Here is a 26502-nt window from a genome sequence, read left to right as displayed (position 1 = left end):
CCGTGGAACTCAGTCCACTCGACGAATATCCGATCCATCAGGCACCGGCGCCGATCACCTGGCCGGCGACCTCCGATCGGAACTTCTACGACCGTTCGTACTTCAACGTCCTCGACCGCGAGGGCCGGTTCATGGCGCTGACCGGCATCGGCTACTACCCCCGGCTCGGGGTGAAGGACGCCTACTTCGTCGTCCGCCGCGGTGACACCCAGACCGCGGTGCACCTCAGCGACGCCATCGACGACGACCGCCTGCGGCAGAACGTCAACGGCTACCGCCTGGATGTGCTGGAGCCGTTGCAGGAACTACATCTGACGCTGGCCGAGACCGAGGGGATCTCCGCCGACCTGACCTGGCGCGGTCTCTTCCCCGCGGCGCTGGAGAAGCCGCACGACATGCTCACCGAACGGCGGGTCACCCTGCAGGCGTGCCGGTTTGCGCAAGTGGGCAGCTGGCAGGGATGGATCGATGTCGACGGGGAGCGGTTGACGGTCGAGCACGACACCAGCGTGGCGAGTCGTGACCGGTCGTGGGGCATCCGCCCCGTCGGTGAGTCCGAACCCGCGGGCCGGCCCGACACCGCCTTCCGCGGTATGTGGTGGCTGTACCTGCCGTTGGCCTTCGACGACTTCCAGTTGTTCCTGATCCTGCAAGAGGATCCCGACGGTCATCGCAGTCTCTACGACTGCACGCGGCGCTGGCGGGACGGTCGCGTCGAGCAACTCGACGGTGTGCGCGTCGCCATCGACTACACGCCGGGCACACGGATCCCCCGGGGCGCGCACGTCGAGTTCCTGACCCGTGCCGGTGACCGGGTGGTCCTCGATGTCGAGTCGAAACTATTCGCTCCCATCGCGTTCGGATCGGGGTACGGCGGCGACTCGTCGTGGGGACACGGCACATGGAAAGACGGACCGTTCGCCGAACGCGTCAGCTTCGACCTCACCGACCCGGAGGTGATGGCGCGGGCGCCCTTCAGTCTGATCGACCACGTCGGGTCGGCCGTCTGTACCGAACCGGACGGCACCGTCCGGCATGGTGCCGGTCTGTTCGAGCACGGCGTCATCGGTCCTCATCACCCGTCGGGATTCTCCGACTGGACCGATGTGATCGGCTAGGACATCGACATGAAGATCATGACGGCATTGTTCGATCCGGTCGGAGCAGTCGATCGCGCACGGGCTCTACAGGAGGCCGGCGCGTCGGGCGTGTTCACCTTCGAGGGTCCGCACGACGTGTTCACCCCGCTCGCGCTCGCGACCGCGGTCGACGGGCTCGACATCATGTCCAACGTGGCGATCGCGCTCCCGCGCAACCCGATCCAGCTCGCACACCAGGCCAACGACCTGCACTTGCTCAGTGAGGGCAGGTTCATTCTCGGACTCGGTACCCAGGTGCGCGCGCAGATCGAGAAGCGGTACGGCGCCGAGTTCGACCGACCCGTGGAGCGGATGAAGGAGATGGTCGGCGCCCTGCGCGCGATCTTCGCGACGTGGAACGACGGTGAGCGTCTGGACTTCCGGGGTCAGTACCACCGGCACACCCTGATGACGCCGACCTTCGTGCCCGGCCCCAACCCGTACGGGCCGCCACCGATCTACCTGGGCGCGCTGGGGCCCCGCCTGACCCGTGCCACCGCGGAGGTCGCGGACGGCCTGCTGGTGATGCCGTTCGGATCGAAGCGGTTCCTGCACGGCACGACGCTGCCCGCGGTCCGCGACGGTCTCGCGGCAGCCGGTCGGAGCGAGGACGACTTCGAGGTGGTGCCCGAGATCATCGTCTCGGTCGGTTCGGACGCGTCGGCGCCGGGAGCGGAGCGAGCGGGCCGAATGTGACGGACGACCATGCCTCGACGCGAATGCTGTTGGCGTTCTACGGTTCCACTCCCGCATACCGGCCCGTGCTCGATGCGCACGGATGGGGCGACCTGCAGCCGGAACTCAACACGATGTCCAAACAGGGACGCTGGCAGGAGATGGCCGGACTCATCGACGACGAGATCCTCCACACCATCGCCGCCTGCGGCACTCCGGCCGAGATCGCCGCACACATCCGCGACCGCGTCGACGGTGTGTCGGACCGCATCTGCCTCTATCAACCGGGACCCATCGGTGTGGAACCGCTGGCCGAGATCGTCGACTCCCTGAGTGGTGAGGCGAGATGAGTTCGCAAACGGTCGAATTCGAGGAGATCGCCGACGACCGGTACGGCGGCAAGGCGGCCGGACTCGCACGTCTGCGGCGCCTGGGTCTCCGGGTGCCGCCCGGGTACGTCATCGCCGGCGTGTCGGGGGTGTCCGACGCTGCGACAGCACGATTCGACGAGATGGCCGCCGCCGGATGGACACCGGTCGCGGTCCGGTCCTCGGCCGTGGGGGAGGACGGGGACGACCAGTCCTTCGCCGGTCAGTACGACACCGTGCTGGGGGTCGACACCGTCGACCGCTTCGTCGACGCGGTTCGCGCCTGTGCCGACTCGGTGCACTCGCTACGCGCGTCGTCGTACAGCGGGAATGCCTCGGCCACCATGAATGTGGTGGTCCAGCGGATGGTCGATGCGCGCGCCGCGGGCGTGGTGTTCACCGCGGACCCGGTCTCAGGTCGGCGGGACCTGACGGTGATCGACGTCGTTTCCGGACTCGGCGAGGCGCTCGTTGACGGGACGGTTGCTCCCGATCACGTCGTGCTCGATGCCGACGGAACCGCGGTGGTCAACGAAACCGTTGCGGCGCCGGTTCTGTCGCCGGTCGAGATCGCGGCGATCCAGTCCGGCGCCCGCCGGGCCGAGCAGGAGTGGGGCCAGCCGATGGACCTCGAATGGGCCATCGACAAATCCGGTGAACTCTGGTGGTTGCAGGCCCGGCCGATCACCACGCTGCCCGGTGACCTGAACGAGATGGACTCGCCGGTGGCCGGCGCCGACCATGTGTACACACGATGCAACATCGGCGAGATGATGCCGGGCGCGTTCTGCCCGCTGACCGCATCGGTCTCCGGGTTCGCGATCGACTACGCGATGCAGATGGTGCAGGTGGTCGCCCGGGCACAGGAGCGATACGAGAAACCCTGGCTGCAGGTGGGTTACTTCTACGGGCACATGTTCCTGAACCTGACCGAGGGCACGGCACTGAGTTCCGGCATCCTCGGGAACTCGCTGGAACAGTTCTCGACCTCGATCTGCGGGCGGGTCATCGACGAACTCGAACCCAAGCCGCCACAACCGTTCCGGCGCAAGCTCGGGAACACCGTCCGGCTGACCTCGCATGCGCTGTCGGTCGGTCCCGCCATTCGTCGACTGCCCGGTGAGATCGCCGGGTTCGCGGTGCCGACGAGCCGCGACCCCCGGATCGTATGGCAGGAGCTGGAAGCCGGGGTCGCCCAGTACTGCGACGTCACCCTCATCCATGTGCGGTCGTCCTCACGCGCTGCCGTCGCGGCGAATGTGCTCGAGAGCGTGCTGGTCCGGCGCGCGGAGAAGGACGGCCGCACCGAGGACGACGGCAAGGCCGAGGCCGCCCGGCTCATGGCCGGTGCGTCGGAAGTCGAGAGCGCGCTGATGCTCGCCGAACTCGACGCCGTCGTACGGACGATCGCCGCCGATTCCGCGGTGGCCGAGGAGTTCCTCTCCGCCGCACCGGACGTGGCGGTCGCCGGGCTGCGGTCGGCCTCCGGTGACGCCGGTCGCGCGCTGCAGCGATTCCTCGAGCGGCACGGTCACCGCGGTTACCGCGAACTGTGTATGCGCGACCCGTCCTGGGCCGACGACCCCGGTGGTCTGGGGGCGATGATGCAGGTGATGCTGCGGTCTGCGCTCGACCCCGCCGTTCGGAATTCGGCCCCGGCGGCTGGCGACGAAACGCCGCCCGCCGCGATCAGGCTTCTCGCCCGCCTGGCGCAGGGGGGTGCACGGGGGCGCGAGGAGACGAAGTCGCGGATGGCGCTGATGGCACATCGGCTCAAGCGCGGTTACCGGCACCTCGGCGAGGTGTTGGCCGAGACCGGGCGGCTTCCCGACGCCGATCTCGTCTTCTTCTTCGACCGTGCGGAGCTGCACCGGGTCGTCGGCGCCGGCGACATCACCGACCTCGTCGAGAGCGCGCAGATGCGTCGAGAAGCGTTGTCGTACCAGGATCGGCTCGAGTTCGACGATGTGTCGGTCGGCCGCCCGTCCCCGCGCGTCGTAGCTCCCGAGCGGAATGTCGGCGATGGCCGGATCGTGGGTCGTCCGGCGGGCCGGGGAACCGTCGAAGGTGCGGTGCGCGTCGCGAAGTCGATCGTGGAGGCGCGTGATGTCCAGCGCGGTGAGATCCTCGTGGCACCCGTCACCGACGTCGGCTGGACGCCGTACTTCACCGTCATCGGCGCACTGGTCACCGACATCGGCAGTTCGGTCTCGCACGGTGCGGTGGTCGCCCGCGAATACGGGCTGCCGTGCGTCGTGAACACCCTGGTGGGCACCCAGGTGTTGCGAACGGGAGAGCGCGTGCGGGTCGATGGAGATCGCGGGATCGTCGAACGGCTCGAGGCGAGCTGAACCGGTTGCAAACCAGCGGGTTCAGCCATCACCCGAGGCGATGTCGGCGTAGTGGTCACGGAGGTCGCGCTTGAGGATCTTGCCGCTGGGGTTCTTGGGCAGGGACTCGCTCGCGATCACGATCTTCGGGATCTTGTACGGCGCGAGCCGGTCTCGGCAGTGCTGGGTGATCGATCCCGGGTCGATCGTGTACCCGGGGGCCGGTACCACCACCGCCGCGACGGCTTCCACCCAGTAGGGATGCGGAACGCCGATGACCGCTGCTTCGTGCACGGCGGGGTGTTCGAACAGCACTTCCTCGACCTCGCGGCTCGACACATTCTCGCCGCCGGTCTTGATCATGTCCTTCTGCCGATCGACCACCCACAGGTACCCGTCGCCGTCGACGTAGCCGAGATCACCGCTGTGGAACCAACCCCCTCGGAACGACTCGGCCGTCTTCTCGGGCAGGTTGAGGTAGCCGACGGTCACCTGGGGGCTGCGATGCACGATCTCGCCGACCGTGCCGGCCGGCACGCCGTGACCGTCGGAGTCGACGATCCGGGTCTCCACGTTCAGCGCGGGGCGGCCGGCGGAACCCCCGCGGGTGGCCTGGTCGTCGGGCGCCAGAACCGTTGCCAGCGAACCCATCTCGGTCTGGCCGTAGAAGTTCCGCAGGCGGAGGTCGGGCAGGGCCGCGCTCAACTCACCCAGCACCTCGACGGGGAGCGCGGAGGCCCCGTAGTAACCCTTCCGCAGCGAGGACAGGGCATCCGGGTCGAAGTCGGGGGAACTCAGCAACGAGATCCACACGGTCGGCGGGCAGAAGAGTTTGGTCGCACCCTCCTGCGCCACCGTCCGGAGGAGCGTTGCGGTGTCGGGACGGTCGAGGATGATGCTGGTCGCGCCCAGCATGATGTCGGTGATCAGGAAGTTGTCCAGTTGCGCGCAGTGGTAGAGCGGAAGCGAGTGAACCTCGATGTCGTCGTCGCTCATCCCGCCCGAGACCACGCAACTCATGTACTGCCACATGAGCGTCCGGCTCGTGTGCATGGCGCCCTTCGGTCGGGATTCGGTGCCGGAGGTGTACATGATGCGGATGACGTCGTCGTCGGCGACGCGGACATCGGGCAGCGGCCCGGCCGGTTCGCGCACCCAGTCGTCGACGGACGGCCATCGGGAGTCGGAAAGGCCGGGACCGAGCGGGATCGACCGACGCACGGTCACCGGTGCGGTGGATGCGGCGATCGCCTCGTCGGCGGTGGGCACGAGCGCGTCTTCGACGATCAGGCCGGACGCGCCGCAGTCCTCGAGGATGTACGCGATCTCCGCCGCGGTGAGCATGAAGTTGATCGGGACCGAGATGACCCCGATCCGCGCGGCGGCGAAGATGACCACGGGGAATTGCCAGCAGTTGTGCGACAGGATGCCGAGGGTCTGCCCCTGCCGCAGGCCGGCGGCGTGCAACGCGGCGGCGACCCGGTCGACCGCGTCGTCGAACTCCCGGAAGGTCAGGCGGGTGTCGCGGTGGATGACGGCCGGCTTGTCGGGCGTCCGGGCGGCCGACCTGCGCGGGATGTCGCCGAGCGAGTGCGACCGCGCCGCGCCGATCAGGTCGGTGCCGAGGGGAGGAGTCGTCATGGGCAGGTGCCTCTCGATCCGGTGGGATTGGGCGACCCGGGTCGGTGGCTCCGGGTCGATGGGTACTGTTCGTAGCTATGCGCGGTAGTTCTGAGCCGGGCGCCCGACGCAGGCCCGGCGCCGATCCGGTGTCGCCTCGCGGGGGATGGCAGGACCTGCTGTCGCGTCGGCAGATGCTCGGGGTCCTGGCGGTGCTCGAGCAGTGCGAACACGCGGCCGGCGGTCAGGACTTCAAAGAGGGCCTGGTCGAGGCCATCTCCACGTACTTCGGGGTTCGCGACGTGACGTTCTTCCACGGCCGCACCTACAGCGACATCTTCGACGACCCGGCACCGCTGCTGACCGGCGCCGCGGCCCCGCTGCTGCGGGACTACCGCGAACGATGGCGCGACAAGGACATCTTCGCGCTGCCGCGCGCTCGGCGGGTCCTCACGGCCGAGGGATTCGCGACCCTCGACGAACTCTCGCGCCTGCCGGTCCCGCAGCGCTCCTATGTCGTGGACTATCTGCACCCCAACGACATGGAGACCGCGTCGGCCCTGCACCTGCCGCTCTCCGATGGTGAGGCCCTCGTCGGCATGTTCGACCGCGTCCGGAAGTGGGACGAATCCGACCTGCTCGCGATGCGCATCCTCGCGCGGCAGCTGCGGGCGAGATCCGCGACTGTGTCCGCGGCGCACGAGCCCGTCGACCCGTTGGCCGCGCTCACACCGCGACAGCTCGAGGTCGCCGAACTCGTCAGCGACGGCCTGAGCAACGCCGAGATCGCCCAGCGCCTGTCGCTGTCGGAGCTGTCGGTGAAGAAGTACGTGAGCCGCATCTTCGACGCCGCGGGACTGCGCAACCGGGCCGAGCTCGCGACCGCGGTGCTGCGTTCGCGCCGCCGCGCTCGCTGAACGGGCTGCTCCCGAGACGACTCCCGGCGCGGTCACGGGGCAGACGTCGGGGTGTATGCGATGACGGTCAGCCCGTTCGGTGAACGCAGGGGCACGCGCGTCTCGTGACCTCCCACCGACCTCTCGCCGACATGCCAGCCCAGCGACCGCGCGACGTCGATCGTGGCTGCCAGATCGGCGGTCCGCGCGAGGAGCGACCAGGCCGGCCCGTCCGTCTCGTCGGAGACGCTCAGCGCATCCCAGGCCGCCCAGGCCGACCCGTCGGAGAACCTGGGTGATCCCATGACGGCTTCGACGTCACCGGCGACGCCGGCCCACCGGTCGGTCGCGTGCATCACCGTCACCCGCTCGAACAGCGAGCCGAATCCGGCTCTCTCCGTGCTCATGTCGTCGGACATTCAGACCACCGCCGTCGATGTCGCTGCCACGGACGGCGTCAGCCGGTGGCCGAGCCGGTCACGCTTGGTGGCGAGGTATCCGGCGTTGTCCGCGGTGGCCTCGATCTCGAGTCCGACCGTCTCGACGACCTCGATGCCGTGGGAGGCCAGCCCGTCGACTTTGGCCGGATTGTTGGTCAGCAACCGGACTCGTCGGATGCCGAGATCGTCCAGCACCGCCGCCGCTTCCCGATAGTCCCGGTTGTCGACGGGTTGACCGAGACGCAGGTTCGCGTCGACGGTGTCGACGCCGTCGAGGTCCTGGAGTCGGTAGGCGGCGATCTTGGCCGCCAGACCGATGCCGCGTCCCTCGTGTCCGCCGACGTACACCACGACCCCGGCTCCGGCGTCCGCGACGTGCTGGAGTGCGGCTCGCAGCTGGGCGCCACAGTCGCATCGGCGCGAGCCGAGCGTGTCTCCGGTGAGGCATTCGCTGTGGACCCGGACGAGCGGTTCGCCCTGCGCGGGATCGCCGTACACGAGTGCGAGATGTTCCGCGCCACTCGATGATCGGTACACGGTGGCCTCGAAGACGCCGTGATCGGTCGGCAGCGCGCAGGTCGCGCCCCGTTCCACCGAGCGGCCTGCGCGGCGGTGGGCCACCAGATCGGCGATGGAGACCACCTCGAGTCCGTGACGCGCGGCGAAATCCCGGACGTCTGCCCCGCCGAGCATCGCGCGCCGGTCGGGGCTGACGAGTTCGCAGATGAGACCGGCAGGTTCGAGACCGGCTGCGGCGCAGAGGTCCACGGCTGCCTCGGTGTGTCCGCGACGCTCCAGGACCCCGCCCGGCCTGGCACGCAGTGGCATCACGTGGCCCGGCCGGGTGAGGTCTGCCGGACCGACCTCGCGGTCGGCAAGGGCGCGGATGGTCCGGGCCCGGTCGGCCGCGCTGATCCCGGTCGTGACACCGACCGCGGCATCGACGCTGACGGTGAACGCGGTGCCGAGGGGGTCGGTCGGGTCGTCGACCATCGGGGGCAGTTCCAATGCGGCAACACGATCCGCGGTCATCGCGACGCACAGGAAGCCGGAGGTGCACTCGAGGAAGAAGGCGATGTCGTCGACGTCGGCGAATTGTGCCGGCATCACGAGATCGGCCTCGTTCTCGCGGTCGGCGTCGTCGACGACGATGACCGGACGCCCGAGGCGGAGCTGGTCGAGACACCGTTCGACGGCGGCGGTGCTGTCCGTGGGCACCCGGTCCTCGTGGCTCATCGGTGTGCCCGCAACCCGTGGAACAGCGAGCGATGGAAGATCAACGGTTCGCTGGCGGCGGGAACGCCGAGGGCGTCGACCCGTCCCACGACGAGCTCGTGATCGCCGATCGGGCGGTGCTCGTCGATGGTGCACTCGATCCACGCATGCGCACCCGCCAGCCGGGGGGAGCCGTTGCCGGACGGGGTCCATTCCACGCCCGCGAACTTGTCGGCGCCGCTCCGGGCGAAGGTGCGCGCCAGGACATGCTGATCCTCGGACAGCACGTTGGCGCAGAAGGAGCCGTTCGCCACGACCGACGGCAGCGTCGTCGAGGTGATGCCGGCGAAGAAGCCGACCAGCGGCGGCTCCATCGAGATCGAGGTGAAGGAGCCGACGGTCATGCCCACGGGCGAACCGTCCGGGCCGGCCGACGTGATGACCACGACGCCGGAACCGAAGTGCGCGAGCACTTCACGAAATCGGTCGCGGACCGACGCGTGGTCATCGGCGTGCACGGACGCGACGTCGTCGGCGATGTGACTGGTGTTCATGGAAGTCCTTCCGATGCGGCCGCGGCGGGTGCGGGGTCAAGGACGCACGCACCCGCCGGGCAACCGGGATCAGGCCGGGACGGCCTTGGTGGCCAACTCGTCGAGGGCGGCCGCGTAGATACCTTCGATCGCGGTGGCGAGTTCGGTTTCCACCGTTGCGGATTCGGCGCCGAACTTCGCTGACCAGTGAACCGAGCAGGTGTCGTCGCCGACTGCTGTGACCGAGATGGTCGAGCGGTAGTGCTCGAGCGGAAGCGGTCCGTCGATGTACTCGTAGGAGTACGTGCGCGCCTCCTCGTCGAAGGCGACGATGCGCTCGCGCGCCGGTGCGCCGTCGGTGAAGACCACGTGACGGACGTCGCCGTCCATCCGCGATGCGTCGATGGCCGGAATCCACGCCGCCACAGCGCCGGTGTCACCGATCCACGACCACACGTCCCCGGCGGACAGCGGGAAGTCCTTGGTCACTTCGATGCTCGCCATGTCACACCCGTCCCAGTTCGGCTTCGTACTTCTTGGTCATGTGCTCGACGGCCTTGACGTGTTCGGCCGCTTGGCCTTCGCGGACCGCCTGGGCGCGCGCCGCGGCGTCGATCATCGGTTGCGCCTGCCCCTGGAAGTACGGCATGACGTCCTGCGCGAACAGCTCGTAGGAACGCCGGGTGGCCTGCGGGTTCGCCCAGTCGTGACCCTGGATCAGCAGCGTGCCGAAACCGCCGGACTGGTCGATCAGGCGCTGGACCTGTGCTCGTGCCTCGTCGGCGGTGCCGATGACGCCGATGCCGGAGGTGTTGATGAAGTCGATCATCTCGTGCTTGTTGGTGCCGCGGACGTCCATCTGCGGGAAGGCCGCCACGTGCTGGAGGTAGTTGAACCAGTACTCGATGCCGTGTTCGACGTCCTGGTAGGCCTGCTCCTTGGTCTCCGCGATGTGGAAGGGCCCGACCAGTCGCCACGTCGACCGGTCCACCTCGTCGCTGCGTCCTGACTGGGCGGCGAACTCCTCGAGCAGACCCCAATGATGTTGCAGTGCACTGAAACCGTCGGCGGTCAGCGTGGCAGCGATCGACAGCAGGCCGATGCCGTACTTGCCGGCGAGACGCGCGCCGGTCGGCGACGCGATCGCGGCGACCACGACGTCGAACAGCGGATCCGAGTAGGGGGCCATCTGGATCTTCGCGTCGAACAGTTCGTGGGTGCGGGTCTTGGCCGTCACCGTCTCGCCGCGGAGGAGGCGCATGATGATGTCGGTGTTCTCCGCGAGCAACTCCCGGGTGTCGATCTGCGAGAGGCCGAGCATCGCGGCGTCGGTCGGGAGCGATCCGGGCCCGAGGCCGAACAGGGCGCGGCCGCGGGTCAGGTGATCGAGCATGATCATGCGTTCGGCCGCCCAGAGCGGGTTGTGGTACGAGACCGAGGTGACGCCCGTGCCGAGCTTGATGCGGCTGGTGCGTTCCCCTGCGGCCGCGATCATGATCTCGGGCGACGCGTAGATCTCGGCGCCCGCGGAATGATGCTCGCCGAACCACGCCTCGTCGTATCCCAATTGTTCGAGGTACTGGACGAATTCGAGATCCCGCTGCAGCAGCAGCGTCGGGTTCTGTCCCGGTTCGTGGATCGGGGCGAGGAACGTGCCGAACTTCAGTCTGGTCATCGGAACTCCTGTGTGACGTGAGAGGTACACATCAAAAGTTATGACTCACGACACAGCGAGATAAGTCCGCAAAAGTAGACATTCGATGGCGGCGACCGACCGCCGCCGTTCAGTCGGCGACGGCCGGATACGCGTCGAGCATGAGGCCCGCCACCGCGCCGAGTGCGTCGTTCCAGGCCGCGGTCATCTCGCCGGTCCAGGCTCCGCCGCCGTGTTCGGCCATCGTCGTGACCAGAGCGTCGCCCACCCATCCGTACATCTCGGGCGTCACGCCGAGGTCGTTGTGCCGGCGTCCGAGCGCGCCGAGTGTGCGGCCGAGCCACTCGAGGTCGTCGAGGTGGTCGAGGACCGCCGCTATGGCCTGCTGAAGCATCGTGGCCTGTGGTCGCAGGTCGGCGCCGAACATCGGCCGGACCTCCGGATGCTCGGCGAACAATCGGTTGTAGAAGTCGCGCATCAGCTTGTGCTCGTCGTCGACGACCAGGGACAGACTGTCCTGCAATACTTCTCGATTCAACATGGTGGGGCTGCACCTCGTCGGGTTGGAAGATGTGTCAATGACACACAATGTGTATCCCTGTAACATCTAGCACGAGGTGACGCGAGTCACAACTTGTTCCGAGTAGTGCTGTCTGTCCCTGGCCGACGACTGGTCGTCAGTCCTCGAAGGTCAACGGTGTCGTCGTCGACGGGCCCTGACGGTAGCGGCTCATCGTGGCTGTCTGCCAGCGGCCGTTGTACTCCGGGATCGGCAGCGGGAACCAATAGCTCGAATCGAGCCACATTTGGCCCAGCAGCGGGACGGGCTGGCGCGAGATGTCGGTCCACTTGCCGGTGGGTGCGCCGTCGAACGTTCCCACCTCCTTACCGTCGACGAAGAACTCGACCTGTTTGCTGCCGAGTTTGACGGCATAGTCATGCTGCTTGTCGAGGATGCTCATCGGTAGCAGTCTGGCCTGCGGGACAAGGGTTCCCGACTTCTTGACCATCATGAAGAAGCCCTTGGGAAAGTCTTGTCCGAGAGCCTGCGCGAGCGGTGCGGTGAGCGTGCTGGCCTGGCCGACCAGGCCGGCGGAGCCGTTGTACATGAACCAGGCGATCTCCAGTCCCAGTGGGTCGATGGAGCGATTCGAGACTCCCCAGCCGGTGGTGCCGTTCCATGTCTTGATCTGCTCGGTACCGCCGACGCGCATCGTCATGGTCTGGCCCGGCTTGAACACGGGCTTGGCAAGGATCTCCGCATTGTTGTACGGGAACAGCCCCTCGACGGTCGGCGGCGCCTTGAATGTGACGCCGTCGGGGCCGTACGACGTCTTGCTGTAGCCGACATTCGTGTTGCACCAGTCGCTTGGTGCCGTGGCGAAACGTTCGTCGATCGGCCGGGTCGGTTGCGGGTCACCGGTGCCGATGTACCCCGCGAAGGCCCGCCCGTCGAGGACAGCACAGTTCGACGTGCCGTCGTCTCGGCCGGGAAGCTGGATGTTCGGATCGGCCACCGCGGCGCCGACTCCCGTCCATGTCAGCATCGCGGCCACGGTGGCGGCGACCAGCGCTCTGCCTCGGATCATCTGCTTCTCCTCTGAAAATGCGGACTGGAACAGGTATCTGATACCACATGTAGTCAGAAGTGAGGCTGCCCAAAAGTGCTGGAAAAGGCACTATTCGGACAGGGTTTCAGCGCGCAGGTCCGGCGTGAGCTGCACAGGGGGCACTGAAAGAAACGAACAGTGATTGTCGTCTCAACGACGGGATTCGGCCACCGCGGTCCTCAGAACTCGGCGACCTCACTGGCGGCGTAGGAGGCCAGGAGTTGGAGTCGCTCGGCGCTGGGGGAGCCGGGCTCGGCGGCGTAGATCATCAGGATCGTCCCGGGATCGGCGGTGACGGCGAGCTCTTCATAGGCCAGCGTCAGTTCGCCGATCACCGGGTGGTGGAAGCGTTTCGTCCCGGTGCCGTGTGTCCGGACGTTGTGCGCGGCCCAGAGTGTGCGGAAAGTGTCGCTGCGCGTGGACAATTCGCCCACGAGATCCTGGAGCGCTTTGTCGTGCGGATCGCGTCCCGCCTCGGCCCGCATGATGGCGACGCACATCTCGGCGAACAATTCCCAGTCCGGGTAGAAGTCACGACTGGCCGGGTCGAGGAACTGGAAGCGGGCCAGGTTCGGCGTGCGGCCGCCGTCGCCGATGACCGGCGAATAGAAGGCGCGGCCGAGGGCATTGGTGGCCAGCAGGTCCTGATGCGAGTCGCGCACGAAGGCGACGGCGTCGGTGATGGCGGCGAGTGCCCAGGTCAGGCTGTGGCGAGAGGCCGTGGCCTTCGCCGAACGACGCCTCGGCCGTCCGGAGGCGGGTATCCCGTCGGCGGCCCGGGCGAGGTCGAGAAGGTGGGCGCGCTCCGTGTCGTCGAGTTGCAGGGCTCGCGCGAGTGATTCGAGAACCGACGACGACGCACCGGCGATGGTGCCCCGTTCCAGGCGGGAGTAGTACTCGACGCTCACCCCGGCGAGGGTCGCCACCTCGCTGCGTCGAAGACCGGGTACGCGGCGATTACCGCCGGCCGGGAGCCCTGCGGTCTCGGGCGAGATCTTCGCGCGTCGCGACATCAGGAATTCGCGGACCTCGGCTCGGTTGTCCATGTGCCCAGCGTAGGACGGTCGGAAGCGTGCAGGGGTGCCCTGTCAGTACACCTCCCGACAGGAACTGTCGCGGACGCGACGCATGCGGTTGCCTTGATGGGTGACCGCATCTGCCGTCGTGCTCGTCTCGTGAGGCGAGCAGGTGGCGGAACCGACTGACGAGGAGAACACATGCGCGGAGTGATCATGGATGCCCCCGGCACCATCCGGGTGGACGATCGCGAGAACCCGACCATCCAGGAACCGACCGACGCGATCATCAAGGTCGCCGCGACCTGCGTCTGCGGGTCGGATCTGTGGCCGTACCGCGGCATCGAAGACGTCGATCACGCGCCGATGGGCCACGAGTACGTCGGCACCGTCACCGAGGTCGGCGACCAGGTGTCGTCGATCAAGGTGGGCGACTTCGTGGTGGGTTCGTTCTTCGCCTCGGACAACACGTGCGAGATCTGCCGTGCCGGCTATCAGTCCCGGTGTGTGCACGCCGAGCCGATGGGCGCCCTCGGTACGCAGGCCGAATACGCCCGGATTCCGCACGCCGACGGCACGCTCGTGGCAACACCCGGTCAGCCGGATGCCGACCTCATCCCGTCGCTGCTCGCGGCGTCGGACGTGCTCGGCACCGGTTGGTTCGGTGCCGTGGCGGCTGAGGTGGGTCCGGGTAAGACCGTGGCCGTCGTCGGCGACGGCGCGGTCGGACTGCTCGGTGTGCTGGCCGCGAAACACCTGGGCGCCGAACGCATCATCGCGATGAGCAGGCACGCGGACCGGCAGGCGCTTGCGCGCGAGTTCGGGGCGACCGACATCGTGTCCGAACGGGGCGACGAGGGCGTGGCACGTATCAAGGAGCTCACCGACGGGCTCGGTGCGCATTCGGTCATCGAAGCCGTCGGCACGCAGGAGTCGATGATGCAGGCCATCCGGTCGACCCGGCCGGGCGGCCACGTCGGTTACGTCGGCGTCTCGCACGACGTCGAACTCCCCGGCCTGGAGCTGTTCTTCTCCGGCGTCCACCTGCACGGCGGACCCGCCCCGGTCCGACGCTTCCTGCCCGACCTGATCGACCTCATCTGGACGCGGGAGATCGATCCCGGCAAGGTCTTCGACCTCGCCCTCCCGCTCGACGACGCCGCCGAGGGATACCGCGCCATGGACGAGCGCCGCGCGACCAAGGTACTGCTCACCGTCTGACCTCGGTCGGTACCCTCACGGCAAACGAAAGGTGTTCAGCATGAAGATCACTCGCAGTTCCATCGACACCGTCAAAGGTCCCGGCGACTGGTTCACCGGCGACGTCTACATCGATGCGGCGGCCGCCTCGCCACCGCCGTCCCGGGTGTCGGCAAGCCTCGTCCATTTCATGCCGGGGGCGCGGACGCACTGGCACCGGCACCCGCTCAGCCAGACGGTCTTCGTCACCGAGGGGATCGGCCTGTGCCAGCGGCGCGGTGGCCCCATCGAGGTCATCCGCCCCGGCGATCGCGTCCTCTTCGAAGCCGACGAGGAGCACTGGCACGGAGCCGCCCCCACGCGCCTGATGGTCCATCTCGCGATCAACGAGGGCGACGACGACCACGATGTCGTGCAGTGGCTGCAACCGGTCACCGACGAGGAGTACGGGCAGGCGCCGGATCTCGGGATCTGATCAGTCGAACCCGACGGTGGCCGGGGTCTTCGGGGTTGCCTGACACGTCAGCAGCCTGGATCGTTCTGTCATGATCGAGCTCGGCCATGCCGCAATGCCGTCGTCACCGACTCGAACATCGTCGACTTGATGGCCCCGAGGGTCGCCCGGTCCTTGCCGACAATCGGAGACAGCGTCTCCAGGGCTGCCCCGACAATCTCCCCCTCGGCCGCAGTGCCGTCGATCAAGCCGGCGTCCAGAGCTTCGGCGGCGCCGTACCGGTGGCCGGTGCTCATCGCGGTGAGCGCAGATCGGGGGGAGAGCTTGGCCTGGATGAGCGCGGCCATCCCGGGGGTGAACGGGATGTTGATGTCCACTTCCGGGAAGCAGTAGTAACCGCGGTCGGCGCGCATGATCCGGAAGTCATGAGCGATGGCGAACATCGCTCCCGCCCCGAAGGCGTGACCGTTGACCGCTGCAACGGTCGGCAGCGAGAACGTGAGGATGCGCGCGAGCAGCGTTTGCACGGCCTCGACGTACCAGTCGGCTCGATCGCCGTTGGCGATGAGCCAGTCCAGGTCCAGACCATTGGAGTAGAACTTGCCGTCGCCCACGGTGATCAGGCCTTTGGCGTTCGCCTCGGCGTCGTTGAGGAGTGAACCGACGGCGTCGAGCCAATCGGGGGAGAACCGGTTCTCGTCGTCGCCGATGGTCAGGATGGCGATGTCGTCCCGATAGTCCAGTGAAGCTGTCATGACGGGTCCTTTCGCGAAGAAGTGGACTGATGCGATGGTTCGGTTGGGGTGAGGGACAATACGGCGCGGACCGCCGTTGCAATGCGTTCGCGGGTTGCGGCATCGGGGGTTCTCCTGCCGCGCAGAAGCAATGCAGTCGGAAGTTCGACCACGCAGTCTCTGATGACGGACACGGCGTCACGGTCTGCGCGCTGCCAGACCGCCTGGGACAACTCGACGAACAACGACGTCAACGACCGGTCGAGACCGCGGAGCTCCCTCGCGAGGTCGTCGGGAAGGTCATCGGACCCAAGCAGTTCTCCGCGATCGACCGTGAGTAGGAAGCCACCCCGCACAGGAGCTTCGAGCAAGAACCGTGCGGGCGCATCCGCGGCGACGACGACGGCTTCGACTGCGGAGTCACTGCGGCCGTCGCCGCCGGTGAGGACCGCGTCGACCGCTTCGCGCTGAGCGGCGAGGAATTGCTCGGCAGCGCGCAACCACACCCTTCCCACGAGACCCGCGCGCGACCCGAACGCGTGATAGATCGCGCCGTTGGACATCGAGGTGAGCTCCGACAGCGCACGAACCGTCACCGCCGCAGGGCCGGCCCGGACCGCCAAGCCCTCGGCCGCATCCATCAACTGCTCGAGGTCGTGCCTGCGAGGACGAGGCATGACGAAACTCTAACAGAGCACGCGCTCTGTAATGCCACCGCAGCCCGGGTCGACCCCGACTCGGGTTCGATGCCGTTCTTCCCGGCGACTGTCGCCGAGGTGCCCGTGCTTCGAGAAGCCTGACGGTTGCGCGAAAAGGCCGCCTGAAGTCCGGATCGCGTGGTTTCACCCACCTCGCGACGCGCCGTACTCGCGCGTAGCGATTTGACTCGTAAGAATCACAGCGTCGAACCACCCCGCGCGTCCCGGATCGCCACTGAGCTGGGCCGCTGCGCTGTACCGTACCTGCGGACCTTCAACCGCACGACGACGACGTGAATGGAGCCGGTGTTGTTTTCTCGTATCGCCATCGTGAACCGAGGTGAGGCCGCGATGCGGCTCATCCACGCCGTTCGGGGCCTCTCGGAAGAGACCGGGCAACCCATCGAGGTCATCGCGCTGCACACCGACGTGGATCGCAATGCCACGTTCGTACGTGAGGCGGACGTCGCATACGACCTCGGGCCTGCCGCGTCGCGTCCGTACCTGAACATGAAGGTGCTCGAGCACGCCCTGCTGGAGACCGGTGCCGACGCGGCATGGGTCGGTTGGGGCTTCGTGGCCGAGGATCCGCTGTTCGCCGAACTCTGCGACCGCATCGGCGTCACCTTCGTCGGGCCGTCGGCCGAGGCGATGCGCAAACTGGGCGACAAGATCGGCGCCAAGCTGATCGCCGAGGAAGTGGGCGTGCCGGTGGCGGCGTGGAGCCGCGGCGGTGTGGACACTCTCGACGAGGCCGTGGCCGCGGCAGCCCAGATCGGCTACCCGCTGATGCTGAAGGCCACCGCCGGCGGTGGCGGCCGCGGCATCCGCAAGGTCACCAGCGATGCCGATCTCCGGGACGCCTACACCCGCACCCGCGAGGAGGCCGAGCGCGCCTTCGGTAGTGGCGTGGTGTTCCTGGAACGACTCGTCACCGGCGCGCGCCACGTGGAGGTCCAGGTCATCGCCGACGGCCAGGGCACCGCGTGGGCGCTGGGCGTCCGCGACTGCTCGGTTCAGCGACGCAACCAGAAGATCATCGAGGAATCCGCGTCGCCGGTACTTCCCGCCGACCGGGTCGCCGAGCTCAAGGCGTCGGCCGAGCGGCTCGCCGTGGCCGTGGGATACCGCGGCGCGGCCACCGTCGAGTTCCTCTACCACCCGGGCGAGAACCTGCTCGCGTTCCTCGAGGTCAACACCCGCCTGCAGGTGGAACACCCCATCACCGAGGCGACGACCGGCTTCGACCTGGTCCGTGCCCAGCTGCACGTGGCGTCGGGCGGCCGCCTCGAGGGTGAGCCCCCGGTCGAGCGCGGGCATGCCATCGAAGCCCGCCTCAACGCCGAGGATCCCGACCGCGACTTCGCCCCCGCGCCCGGCCGTATCGACCTGCTCGAGCTGCCCGCCGGGCCGGGCATCCGCGTCGACACCGGGGTCAGCGAAGGCGACACCATCCCCGCCGACTTCGACTCGATGATCGCCAAGATCATCGCCTACGGACGGAACCGCGACGAGGCACTCGGCCGCCTCCGCCGGGCCATGCGCGAGACCCGCGTGATCATCGCCGGCGGCGCGACCAACAAGAGCTTCGTGCTGGAGCTGCTCGCGCAGCCGCAGGTCATCGACGGGAGCGCGGACACCGGCTGGATCGACCGCGTGCGTGCCGAGGGCGGCCTCGTCGCCAACCGGCACTCGGCGATCGCGCTGATCGCCGCCGCCATCGACGCGTACGAGGAAGAGGAACTCGTCGAGCGGCAGCGGCTGATGTCGACGGCCTCCGGCGGTCGTCCGCAGGTGCAGCACGACAGCGGCCGTCCGCTCGATCTGAAGCTGCGCGGCGTCGCGTATCGCGTCCGGGTCGGGGCCATCGGCGCGCATCGCTTCCGCGTGACCATCGAGGCGCCGGGCGAGATCCGGACCGCCGATGTCGACCTCGAACGCTTCGACGAGCACGCCGCGCAGCTCGTGGTCAACCGGGTGCGCTACCGCCTGCTCACCGACACCCACGGGCCGATCCACCTCGTCGACGTGGACGGCGTCACCCACCGCGTCAGCCGCGACGAGGGCGGTGTGGTGCGCTCGCCCGCGCCGGCGCTCGTCGTCGCGACGCCGCTGCAGGCCGGCGACGAGGTCGACGCGGGCGCCCCCATCCTCGTGCTGGAGAGCATGAAGATGGAGACCGTCCTGCGCGCGCCGGTGCGCTCACGTGTCAAGGAGTGCGCGGTGTCGGTCGGCACCCAGGTGGAGACGGGCGCGACCCTGATGCGCCTCGAACCGCTCGCCGACGACGAGGACGACGCCGTCGAGGAGGTGGCCGCCGACGCCGTCGACCTGGAGCTGCCTGCCGAGCTCGAGGTCGATCCCACCGAACGCACCACCCGCAGTCAGGAAGACCTCCGCAGCCAGCTGCTCGGCTTCGACGTCGACCCGAACCACCGGATGCGCCTGCTCGACGAGTACCTCGCCGTCCGGCGCGCCGCGTTCGACAGCGGCCGTCGTCCGCTGGCCGACGAGCTCGAACTGGTGACGGTGTTCGCCGACCTGGCCGAGCTGAGCCAGAACCGGCCGTCGAGTCATGACGTCGGTGTCGAGCACGTGCACAGCGCACGCGAGAACTTCCACACCTACCTGCAGAGTCTGGACGTCGAACGCGACGGGCTGCCCGCGGCGTTCCACGACCAGCTGAGCCGCGCGCTCAGCCACTACGGCGTGACCGACCTCGAGCGCACCCCGGAGCTCGAGGCCGCAGTGTTCCGGATCTTCCTCGCGCTGCAGAACCCGAACGACTCGGCCGCGGTGATCAGCTCGCTGCTGTTGGAATGGCTCGACGAGCCGACCCCGCGCGACGAACTGCGCGACGCGGTGGGCACCGCCCTCGACCGCCTCGTCGCCGCCACCCAGGTCCGCTTCCCGGCCGTCGCCGACCTCGCCCGCGGCGTCATCTACGCCTGGTACGGCCAGCCGCTGCTGCTGCGTGACCGCGCCCGCGTCTACAGCAATGTGCGCAAACAGCTCAAGTACCTCGACGAGAACCCCGACGCCGCCGACCGCACCAGCCGCATCGACGACATGGTGCGCAGCACCGAACCGCTCGTCCGGCTTCTCGGCCAGCGCATCGAACGGCACGCCGACAACACGGTGATGCTCGAGGTGCTGACCCGGCGCTACTACGGCAACCGCGGCCTCGCCGACATCCGGACCCGGCAGGCCGGCGGTGCGACATTCGTGGTCGCCCGGCGAGATGCCGGTGACATCGCTTCGGCCGCAGTCGGTTTCGACGCCCTGCCGGCGACGATCGGCGGACTCGCCGAACTCGCCCGCGACACCGCCGCGGTCGATGCCGACATCTACCTGGCGTGGGAGCAGCAACCCGACGACTTCGACGTGCTCGCCGGGACACTGCACGACATCGTCGCCACCAGTTCGCTTCCGCCGCAGGTGCACCGCGTCACCATCACGGTCGCCGGCAGTGCCGATGCGCGGATGCATCACCACGTGACCTTCCGGCCGTCGGCGACCGGTATGGCCGAGGAACGCCTGATCCGCGGACTGCACCCCTACATCGCGCAGCGCATGCAGATGGAACGGCTCCGCAAGTTCGACCTCACCCGACTGCCGTCGTCGGACGACGAAGAGGTCTACCTCTTCCGTTGTGTCGCACGGGAGAACGCGTCGGATCGCCGTCTCGTCGCCTTCGCTCAGGTCCGCGACCTGACCGCACTGCGCGACCAGGACGGCCGCCTGCTGACGCTGCCGACCGCCGAGGCGGCGCTCGCGTCGTGCGTCGACTCGATCCGGCGCGCGCAGCGCGGTTCCACCAACCTGTCCAGCGCCAACCGGATCATCATGTACGTGTGGCCGCCGATCGACGTCGACGCCGACGTCCTCGACGCGATCGCCGACCACATCCGCGGCACGACACAGGGAGTGGGGCTCGAAGAGGTCCAGCTCATCGCGCGTCGCCGCGACCGCGACACCGGCGAGCTGAGCAAGGTGTCGGTCCATTTCTCGGTCAACCCGACCGGCGGGTTCGACGTCCGGGTAGTCGACCCGACCGACGAGCCGATCGAACCGGTCGACGAGTACCGCCAGAAGGTGCTGCGGGCAGCGAAGCGCAACACCGTCTATCCGTACGAATTGGCCGCCATCCTGGGCGATTTCACCGAGTACGACCTCGACGCCGAGCAGCGTCTGGTGCCGGTCGACCGGGCCAAGGGTCGCAACTCCGCGGCGATCGTCGCCGGTGTGGTCACCACCCCGACCGAGAAGTACCCGCGCGGTGTCACCCGCGTGGTCCTGCTCGGCGACCCGACGAAATCGCTGGGCGCACTGGCGGAACCGGAGTGCAGCCGGCTGGTCGCGGCGCTCGACCTCGCCGAGCAGATGCAGGTCCCGCTCGAGTGGTACGCACTCTCCTCAGGCGCGCGGATCTCCATGGATTCCGGCACGGAGAACATGGACTGGATCGCCCGGGCGCTGAAGCGCATCGTCGAGTTCACGCAGGCCGGCGGTGAGATCAACATCGTCGTGGCGGGGATCAACGTGGGCGGGCAGCCGTACTGGAACGCCGAGGCGACGATGCTCATGCACACCAAGGGCATCCTCGTGATGACACCGGAGTCGGCCATGGTGCTCACCGGCAAGCAGTCGCTGGACTTCTCCGGCGGTGTGTCGGCGGAGGACAACTTCGGCATCGGCGGTTACGACCGCGTCATGGGCCCCAACGGTCAGGCGCAGTACTGGGCGCCGAATCTCGGTGCCGCACGGGATCTTCTGATGGCTCACTACGAGCACACCTACGTGGCGTCGGGCGAGCAGACCCCGCGTCGCGCGATCACGAGCGACCCGGTGGACCGCGACATCTCCGACTACCCGCACGTCCTGGCGGGCAGCGACTTCACCACGGTCGGACAGATCTTCTCGGCGGCCACCAACCCGGACCGCAAGAAGCCCTTCGACATCCGCACGGTGATCCGCGCCGTCGCCGACCAGGACCACCCGGTGCTGGAGCGCTGGGCGGGGATGGCCGACGCGGAGACCGCGGTCGTGTGCGATCTGCACATGGGCGGAATCCCGGTGTGCCTGTTGGGTATCGAGTCGAGGGAGGTGCCGCGCCGGGGATACACCCCCACGGACGGTCCCGACACCTACACGGCCGGCACGCTGTTCCCGCAGTCGTCGAAGAAGGCGGCGCGCGCGATCAACGTGGCCAGCGGAAACCGACCGCTCGTGGTGCTGGCCAACCTGTCCGGGTTCGACGGATCGCCGGAGTCGTTGCGCAAGCTCCAGCTGGAGTACGGCGCGGAGATCGGGCGGGCCATCGTGAACTTCGAGGGCCCCATCGTGTTCTGCGTGATCTCGCGCTACCACGGTGGTGCATTCGTGGTGTTCTCGAAGGCGTTGAACCCCAACATGACCGTGCTCGCGATCGACGGGTCGTTCGCGTCGGTGCTCGGCGGTGCCCCCGCGGCGGCGGTGGTCTTCGCCGGCGACGTGGCCAAGCGGGTCAGTGCCGACGCACGGGTGCGCGAACTCGAGGCGGAGACCGCACAGGCCACCGGCCCCGACCGCTCACGGCTCAACGCCGAGCTGGCCGATCTGCGTCAGTCGGTGCGCGCGGAGAAGATCAGCGAGATCGCCGCGGAGTTCGACGCGGTGCACAGCATCCGACGCGCCGTCGAGGTCGGTTCGGTCGACGCGGTCATCCAGGCCGACGAGCTCCGGCCCCAGATCATCGGCGCGATCGAGAAGTCGCCGGCGTGGGGTCGGCAGGACTCGCAGGTGGCCAGCTCGTAGAGCCTGCGCTCCTTGATCCGAAAGAGCCTGTTTGTGCTAGGAGCGAGCCCAACTACTGCTCCCTGAGGTGCGAGGAGCGCAAGCGACGAGCCTCGAAGGGCCTGGTGAGACGCCTTGCGGGACCCTTCGTGACGCTCGCAAGCTCGCTCCTCAGGGAGCGGGGCCAGGTCGTTCTTCCGGATCAGGGAGCAGAGACGCGTTCGACGATCTCCTTGATCGCCGCGAGGGTGACCGGGATCCCCGACAACGCGGCGTCGCGGCGCTGCTCGAGTTGGGCGTCGGCGTCGTCCCCGAACCGCTGCGCGAACAGCTCGAACCCGGCCGGCTGCACGGCCCACGATTCGGTCAGCGTCGTCCCGTCGTCGTCGGGTTCGATCGTGTACGACCACCGCACGGCGTCGCCGTTGACCATCCAGGCGAACTCGATGGGCTCCTGTGCGGCGACCACCCGCGACTGGGTCTCCCACACCCGCTCGGGTGTCTCGTTGCGGCCGAAGAACCACGCGCCCACCTCCGGTCCGGTCGCGGGCTCCTTCCACCAGCACGCCTTGCAGATCGGGCTCCACTCGCCGGTGCGAGCGATGTCGGTCACCAGATCCCAGACCTGCTGCGGCGTGGCGTCGATGTGGATGGACTCGGAACGGGTGAATCGAGCACTGCGGTCGATGTCGCTGGTCGTCATGGGCCCTTCCTGCGGTCGCGTACCGACCATCCTAGGGAGGGCGCCGCTCAGGGCGCGATGGTCCGGTACCGGGACGGGCTGACCCCGAAGGTCCGGCTGAACGCACGACTGAAGTGCGACGGGTCGCGGAACCCGACCTGTGCGCAGATGTCGGCGACGCCCAGATCGCTCTGGACGAGCAGGTTACGGGCCCGGTCGAGCCGCCGGGCGTAGAGCCACGCCCGAGGTGTGGTGCCGGTCGTGCTGAACAGCTTGTGGACGTAGCGCACCGACATCCCGAGCTCTGCGGCCACCAGTGCGATGGTGTGGTCGGGATCGTGGATGTGATCGGCCATCGCGTTCTGGACCGCGCGGAGGTCGGCGGCGTGTATCCGGTCGGTCGCGGTGCGGGGTGAGACCTGCTCGGTCATCGCGCCGGCGACCATGTCGAGGACCGCGCTCGCCACCGTGCTCGACGACGGCACGGAGATGCCCTGGACCTGGGCCGCGACATCGACCAGGAAGTTCGACACCAGCCGTCCGATGCCCGAGTCGACCGCGATGGCCCGGCCCGTCGCGTCGTCGACGACGTCGTGGGTTGCCCGCGCGATGAGCTGTTCCCGCGGGGCGCGCACGACGATCTGCTCGAACTCGGTTGCGCCACTGACGACGAAAGGTGCAGTGGCGTCGATGATCCCGAAGGCGCCGTGTTCCAGCAATCCGGTGCGCTCACCCTGTGAGATCGTCGCGGCCCCCTGGGTGATGAGGCACAGCAGATAGTCGTCGGCCGGATCGGATTCGATCATCGCCGGCGTGCGCACGACGGTGTGCGGATCGGCGCGGACCACGCTGACCGACAGGGCGCCGACGGGTCGGGCGACGATCTGTGCGGTGAACGGGCGTCGGTCCTGGGGCCAGTCGATGTCCATCTCGCAGAAGGTGGCGTCGAGGGCCTCGGCCCACCGCACCCGGCCCTCGGCACTCGCAAGCTCGCGGGTGCTCAGTTCCACGGATCCGGCGGTGCGCGCGGAGTCATCCATCGGTGCATTCGCAGTCATTCTCTCCCACCACCTCCACCCATAGTGTTCCAGATCACAAGACATCGCCGACGTGGCCGGCGGCATGACCGAACGAGCCGGCCCCAGACAACAGATATCCGGAACGACAACGGAGAGTCACATGACCGCAGTACAGCCCTCCCACGAGGTCACCCCGAAGTTCGTCGAAGAGATCACGATGGCCGAGCTGGAGGCCGATCCGTACCCCTTCTACGAGCGGCTCCGAAAGGAGGCGCCGGTGGCGTTCGTGCCGTCACTCGGGATGTACATCGTCTCGACCCGCGAACTCTGCATGCAGATCGCGAAGGACTCGGACACCTGGCCTGCGGTGATCTCCCCGGCCGGCGGACGCACGTTCGGCCACGGTGCGCTGCTCAACTCGAACGGCCCCGAGCATCGCGACCTGCGCGACATGGTCGAGCCGCATCTGCAACCGTCGGCTGTCGACGACTACATCGACGATCTGGTGCGTCCGTTCGCACGCGAACTGCTGGAGCGGATCGAGGACAACGGTTCGGCCGACATCGTCGCCGAGTACTGCGAACCGGTCAGTGTCCGTGCCCTCGGCGACCTGCTGGGCCTCGGAGATGTGAGCACGGACAAACTGCGGGAGTGGTTCCACAAGCTCAGCGGCTCGTTCACCAACTCCGCGATGACGCCCGACGGCGAGTTCGCCAATCCCGACGGCTTCGTCCCGGGGGACGAGGCGAAGGCCGAGATCATCGCGCACGTCGACCCCAAGATCGACGAGTGGATCGTCAACCCGGATCACAGCGCGATCTCGCACTGGCTCCACGACGGGATGCCGGAAGGCCAGACGCGCAGCCGCGACGTCATCTACCCCAACCTGTATGTGTTCCTTCTCGGGGCGATGCAGGAGCCGGGACATGCGATGGCGACCACACTCGCCGGTCTGTTCAGCCGGCCGGAACAGCTCGAGCGGGTCGTCGACGATCCCGGCCTCATCCCCAGGGCGGTCGGTGAGGGTATGCGGTGGGTCGCGCCGATCTGGTCGGCGGCCGTAAAGATCGCCACCGACGAGGTCGTGGTCGGCGGGGTGACGATCCCGCAGAACTCCTTGGTGATGCTCTCCTACGGTTCGGCGAATCAGGACGAGAACGCCTACGACGCCCCGACCGCCTACGACCTCGACCGCGCGGTGATCCCGAACATGACCTTCGGCGGCGGTGTCCATGCCTGTGCGGGAACCTACTTCGCCAACAACGTGATCAGGATCGCGCTCGAGGAACTCCTGGAGACGATCCCCAACATCGAGCGCGACACCGACCACGAGGTCAACTTCTGGGGCTGGGGCTTCCGTGGCCCCAAGGAGCTCCACATCCAGTGGGAGGTCTGAGGCGTGACCACCACACATCGTGTTCGTGTCCAGGGTTCGGACACGCCGCTCGAGGTCGCCGCCGATCAATCGGTTCTCGATGCGGTTCTGCGCGCGGGGGAATGGCTGCCGCACTCCTGCACGCAGGGGACCTGCGGTACCTGCAAGCTCCGAGTACTCGACGGCGAAGTGGCGCACAATGACTCACCCGACTACACGCTGACACCTGCCGAACGGTGTGCCGGGCTGGCGCTGGGTTGCATGGCCACCCCGTGCTCGGACCTGGTCGTCGAACCGCTGGGCGCCGCGGTCGACGATGGAACGCCCCGACATCCCCTGCGCGATCACGACGGCACCGTCGTCGTCCTGGACGACATCGCCACCGATACGCGCCGACTCGTCGTCGAACTGGACGAGCCGATGTCGTTCAACGCCGGCCAGTATGCGGAGCTGGTGATTCCCGGTACCGGTGTGGGGCGCCAGTACTCGATGGCCAACCCGCCGTCGGAGTCGAAGCTCCTGGAGTTCCACGTCAAGCGCACCGTCGGTGGAAGAGCAACGGAGGGTTGGATCTTCGGTTCGCTGACGGTGGGGGAGCGGGTAGAACTCCGCGGACCGCTCGGCCAGTTCCACCTCGTCCGCGAGCAGGCCGAGCCGGCGATCCTCATCGGCGGCGGTACCGGACTCGCCCCCCTGAAGTCCATCGCCCGCCACGTGCTGGACCACGGCCTGGTACCCGAGCTGTACCTGTACCACGGTGGCCGACGACGCGACGACCTCTACGACGTCGAGTTCTTCCGCGAACTCGAGGCCGGGTACAGCAACTTCCACTACCGGCCGGTCCTCAGCGAGGAGCAGTGGGACGGCGCCACCGGGATGGTCACCGACGTCGTCGTCGAGGACTTCCGGAGCTGTAAAGGGCTGAGCGCCTATCTCTGTGGCCCGCCGGCCATGATCGAGGCCGGCGTCCGGGCGCTGAAACGTCGCCGGATGGCGCCCCGTCTCATCTTCCGAGAGGAATTCACCGTGGCGGCCCCCGTGGCGACCACCGCGGCATCGTGACATCTCG

Annotated in this window: 21 protein-coding genes and 1 pseudogene; 9 read left to right on the top strand and 13 right to left on the bottom strand. The window is 68.0% G+C overall.

Going from position 1 to position 26502, the window contains the following annotated elements; all coding sequences use genetic code 11:
- Window positions 1–2: 2 nt before the first annotated feature.
- The 3 genes and pseudogenes from QAD21_RS21075 to QAD21_RS21065 all read left to right on the top strand — a co-directional run bounded on the left by QAD21_RS21075 (window position 3) and on the right by QAD21_RS21065 (window position 4533).
- Window positions 3–1118: a hypothetical protein gene (locus QAD21_RS21075; RefSeq protein ID WP_065632462.1), complete on the top strand. Its 1116-nt coding sequence runs from the start codon at window positions 3–5 to the stop codon at window positions 1116–1118.
- Window positions 1119–1127: 9 nt separating this feature from the next.
- Window positions 1128–2164: pseudogene (locus QAD21_RS21070) on the top strand (TIGR03617 family F420-dependent LLM class oxidoreductase).
- A complete protein-coding gene (locus QAD21_RS21065; protein ID WP_205333362.1) occupies window positions 2161–4533 on the top strand; it encodes a PEP/pyruvate-binding domain-containing protein in 2373 nt (790 codons plus the stop codon). Before QAD21_RS21070 ends, QAD21_RS21065 begins: the two are co-directional and overlap by 4 nt.
- A 21-nt stretch (window positions 4534–4554) precedes the next feature.
- Here QAD21_RS21065 and QAD21_RS21060 read toward each other — a convergent pair whose 3' ends face one another.
- Entirely contained in the window at window positions 4555–6153 is a 1599-nt protein-coding gene (locus QAD21_RS21060; RefSeq protein WP_205333363.1) for a fatty acyl-CoA synthetase, read from the bottom strand.
- A gap of 77 nt (window positions 6154–6230) precedes the next feature.
- On the opposite strand from QAD21_RS21060, the gene QAD21_RS21055 reads away from it, so the two are divergent.
- A complete protein-coding gene (locus QAD21_RS21055; RefSeq protein ID WP_240198786.1) occupies window positions 6231–7049 on the top strand; it encodes a LuxR C-terminal-related transcriptional regulator in 819 nt (272 codons plus the stop codon).
- Window positions 7050–7081: 32 nt separating this feature from the next.
- On the opposite strand, the gene QAD21_RS21050 is transcribed toward QAD21_RS21055, so the two are convergent.
- From QAD21_RS21050 to QAD21_RS21015, 8 genes are all read right to left on the bottom strand, one after another.
- A complete protein-coding gene (locus tag QAD21_RS21050) occupies window positions 7082–7435 on the bottom strand; it encodes a hypothetical protein (RefSeq protein WP_240198787.1) in 354 nt (117 codons plus the stop codon).
- Window positions 7436–7447: 12 nt separating this feature from the next.
- On the bottom strand, window positions 7448–8704 hold the full coding sequence (gene ribB, locus QAD21_RS21045; protein ID WP_205333365.1) for a 3,4-dihydroxy-2-butanone-4-phosphate synthase: 1257 nt from the start codon (window positions 8702–8704) through the stop codon (window positions 7448–7450).
- Entirely contained in the window at window positions 8701–9237 is a 537-nt protein-coding gene (locus QAD21_RS21040; protein WP_083229367.1) for a flavin reductase family protein, read from the bottom strand. Before QAD21_RS21040 ends, ribB begins: the two co-directional genes overlap by 4 nt.
- A gap of 69 nt (window positions 9238–9306) precedes the next feature.
- Complete coding sequence (locus QAD21_RS21035; RefSeq protein ID WP_205333366.1) at window positions 9307–9720, bottom strand: SRPBCC family protein; 414 nt, start codon at window positions 9718–9720, stop codon at window positions 9307–9309.
- Window position 9721: 1 nt separating this feature from the next.
- On the bottom strand, window positions 9722–10891 hold the full coding sequence (locus QAD21_RS21030; RefSeq protein WP_068970802.1) for an LLM class flavin-dependent oxidoreductase: 1170 nt from the start codon (window positions 10889–10891) through the stop codon (window positions 9722–9724).
- Between the two features lie 109 nt (window positions 10892–11000).
- Window positions 11001–11411, bottom strand: coding sequence for a globin domain-containing protein (locus QAD21_RS21025; protein WP_205333367.1), 411 nt, complete (start codon window positions 11409–11411; stop codon window positions 11001–11003).
- A gap of 136 nt (window positions 11412–11547) precedes the next feature.
- A complete protein-coding gene (locus QAD21_RS21020; RefSeq protein WP_205333368.1) occupies window positions 11548–12459 on the bottom strand; it encodes a hypothetical protein in 912 nt (303 codons plus the stop codon).
- 200 nt (window positions 12460–12659) lie between these two features.
- Entirely contained in the window at window positions 12660–13526 is an 867-nt protein-coding gene (locus QAD21_RS21015; RefSeq protein ID WP_065632471.1) for a helix-turn-helix transcriptional regulator, read from the bottom strand.
- Between the two features lie 171 nt (window positions 13527–13697).
- Between QAD21_RS21015 and QAD21_RS21010 the strand changes: the two genes are divergently transcribed.
- Together QAD21_RS21010 and QAD21_RS21005 are read left to right on the top strand one after the other, a co-directional pair.
- Window positions 13698–14717 carry a zinc-dependent alcohol dehydrogenase family protein gene (locus QAD21_RS21010; protein WP_065632472.1) on the top strand — a complete coding sequence of 340 codons (1020 nt, stop codon included), beginning with the start codon at window positions 13698–13700 and terminating at the stop codon, window positions 14715–14717.
- A 40-nt stretch (window positions 14718–14757) separates the two neighbouring features.
- Entirely contained in the window at window positions 14758–15171 is a 414-nt protein-coding gene (locus QAD21_RS21005; RefSeq protein WP_065632591.1) for a cupin domain-containing protein, read from the top strand.
- A 68-nt stretch (window positions 15172–15239) separates the two neighbouring features.
- Here the strand turns inward: QAD21_RS21005 and QAD21_RS21000 are convergent, their stop codons facing one another.
- Window positions 15240–15905: an enoyl-CoA hydratase-related protein gene (locus QAD21_RS21000; RefSeq protein ID WP_065632473.1), complete on the bottom strand. Its 666-nt coding sequence runs from the start codon at window positions 15903–15905 to the stop codon at window positions 15240–15242.
- A complete protein-coding gene (locus QAD21_RS20995; RefSeq protein WP_068970804.1) occupies window positions 15902–16561 on the bottom strand; it encodes a helix-turn-helix domain-containing protein in 660 nt (219 codons plus the stop codon). The genes QAD21_RS21000 and QAD21_RS20995 overlap by 4 nt, the downstream gene beginning before the upstream one ends.
- Before the next feature lie 318 nt (window positions 16562–16879).
- Here QAD21_RS20995 and QAD21_RS20990 point away from each other — a divergent pair, with 318 nt between their 5' ends.
- On the top strand, window positions 16880–22378 hold the full coding sequence (locus QAD21_RS20990; RefSeq protein WP_068970805.1) for a carboxyl transferase domain-containing protein: 5499 nt from the start codon (window positions 16880–16882) through the stop codon (window positions 22376–22378).
- A gap of 181 nt (window positions 22379–22559) precedes the next feature.
- Here QAD21_RS20990 and QAD21_RS20985 read toward each other — a convergent pair whose 3' ends face one another.
- The gene (locus QAD21_RS20985; RefSeq protein WP_068970806.1) at window positions 22560–23060 is read right to left on the bottom strand and encodes an SRPBCC family protein; all 501 of its coding nucleotides are present in this window, start codon (window positions 23058–23060) and stop codon (window positions 22560–22562) included.
- A 47-nt stretch (window positions 23061–23107) separates the two neighbouring features.
- The gene (locus tag QAD21_RS20980) at window positions 23108–24097 is read right to left on the bottom strand and encodes an AraC family transcriptional regulator (RefSeq protein WP_065632477.1); all 990 of its coding nucleotides are present in this window, start codon (window positions 24095–24097) and stop codon (window positions 23108–23110) included.
- A 121-nt stretch (window positions 24098–24218) separates the two neighbouring features.
- Between QAD21_RS20980 and QAD21_RS20975 the strand changes: the two genes are divergently transcribed.
- Window positions 24219–25454 (top strand): cytochrome P450, encoded by a 1236-nt coding sequence (locus QAD21_RS20975; RefSeq protein WP_068970807.1) that lies wholly within the window; start codon window positions 24219–24221, stop codon window positions 25452–25454.
- A 3-nt stretch (window positions 25455–25457) separates the two neighbouring features.
- On the top strand, window positions 25458–26495 hold the full coding sequence (locus QAD21_RS20970) for a 2Fe-2S iron-sulfur cluster-binding protein (protein WP_068970808.1): 1038 nt from the start codon (window positions 25458–25460) through the stop codon (window positions 26493–26495).
- Window positions 26496–26502 lie beyond the last annotated feature (7 nt).

Origin of the sequence: Gordonia sp. SMJS1 (genome assembly GCF_029866425.1) — a bacterium.
Taxonomy (GTDB): Bacteria; Actinomycetota; Actinomycetes; order Mycobacteriales; family Mycobacteriaceae; genus Gordonia; species Gordonia hongkongensis.
This window is presented reverse-complemented; position numbering and strand designations above follow the sequence as displayed.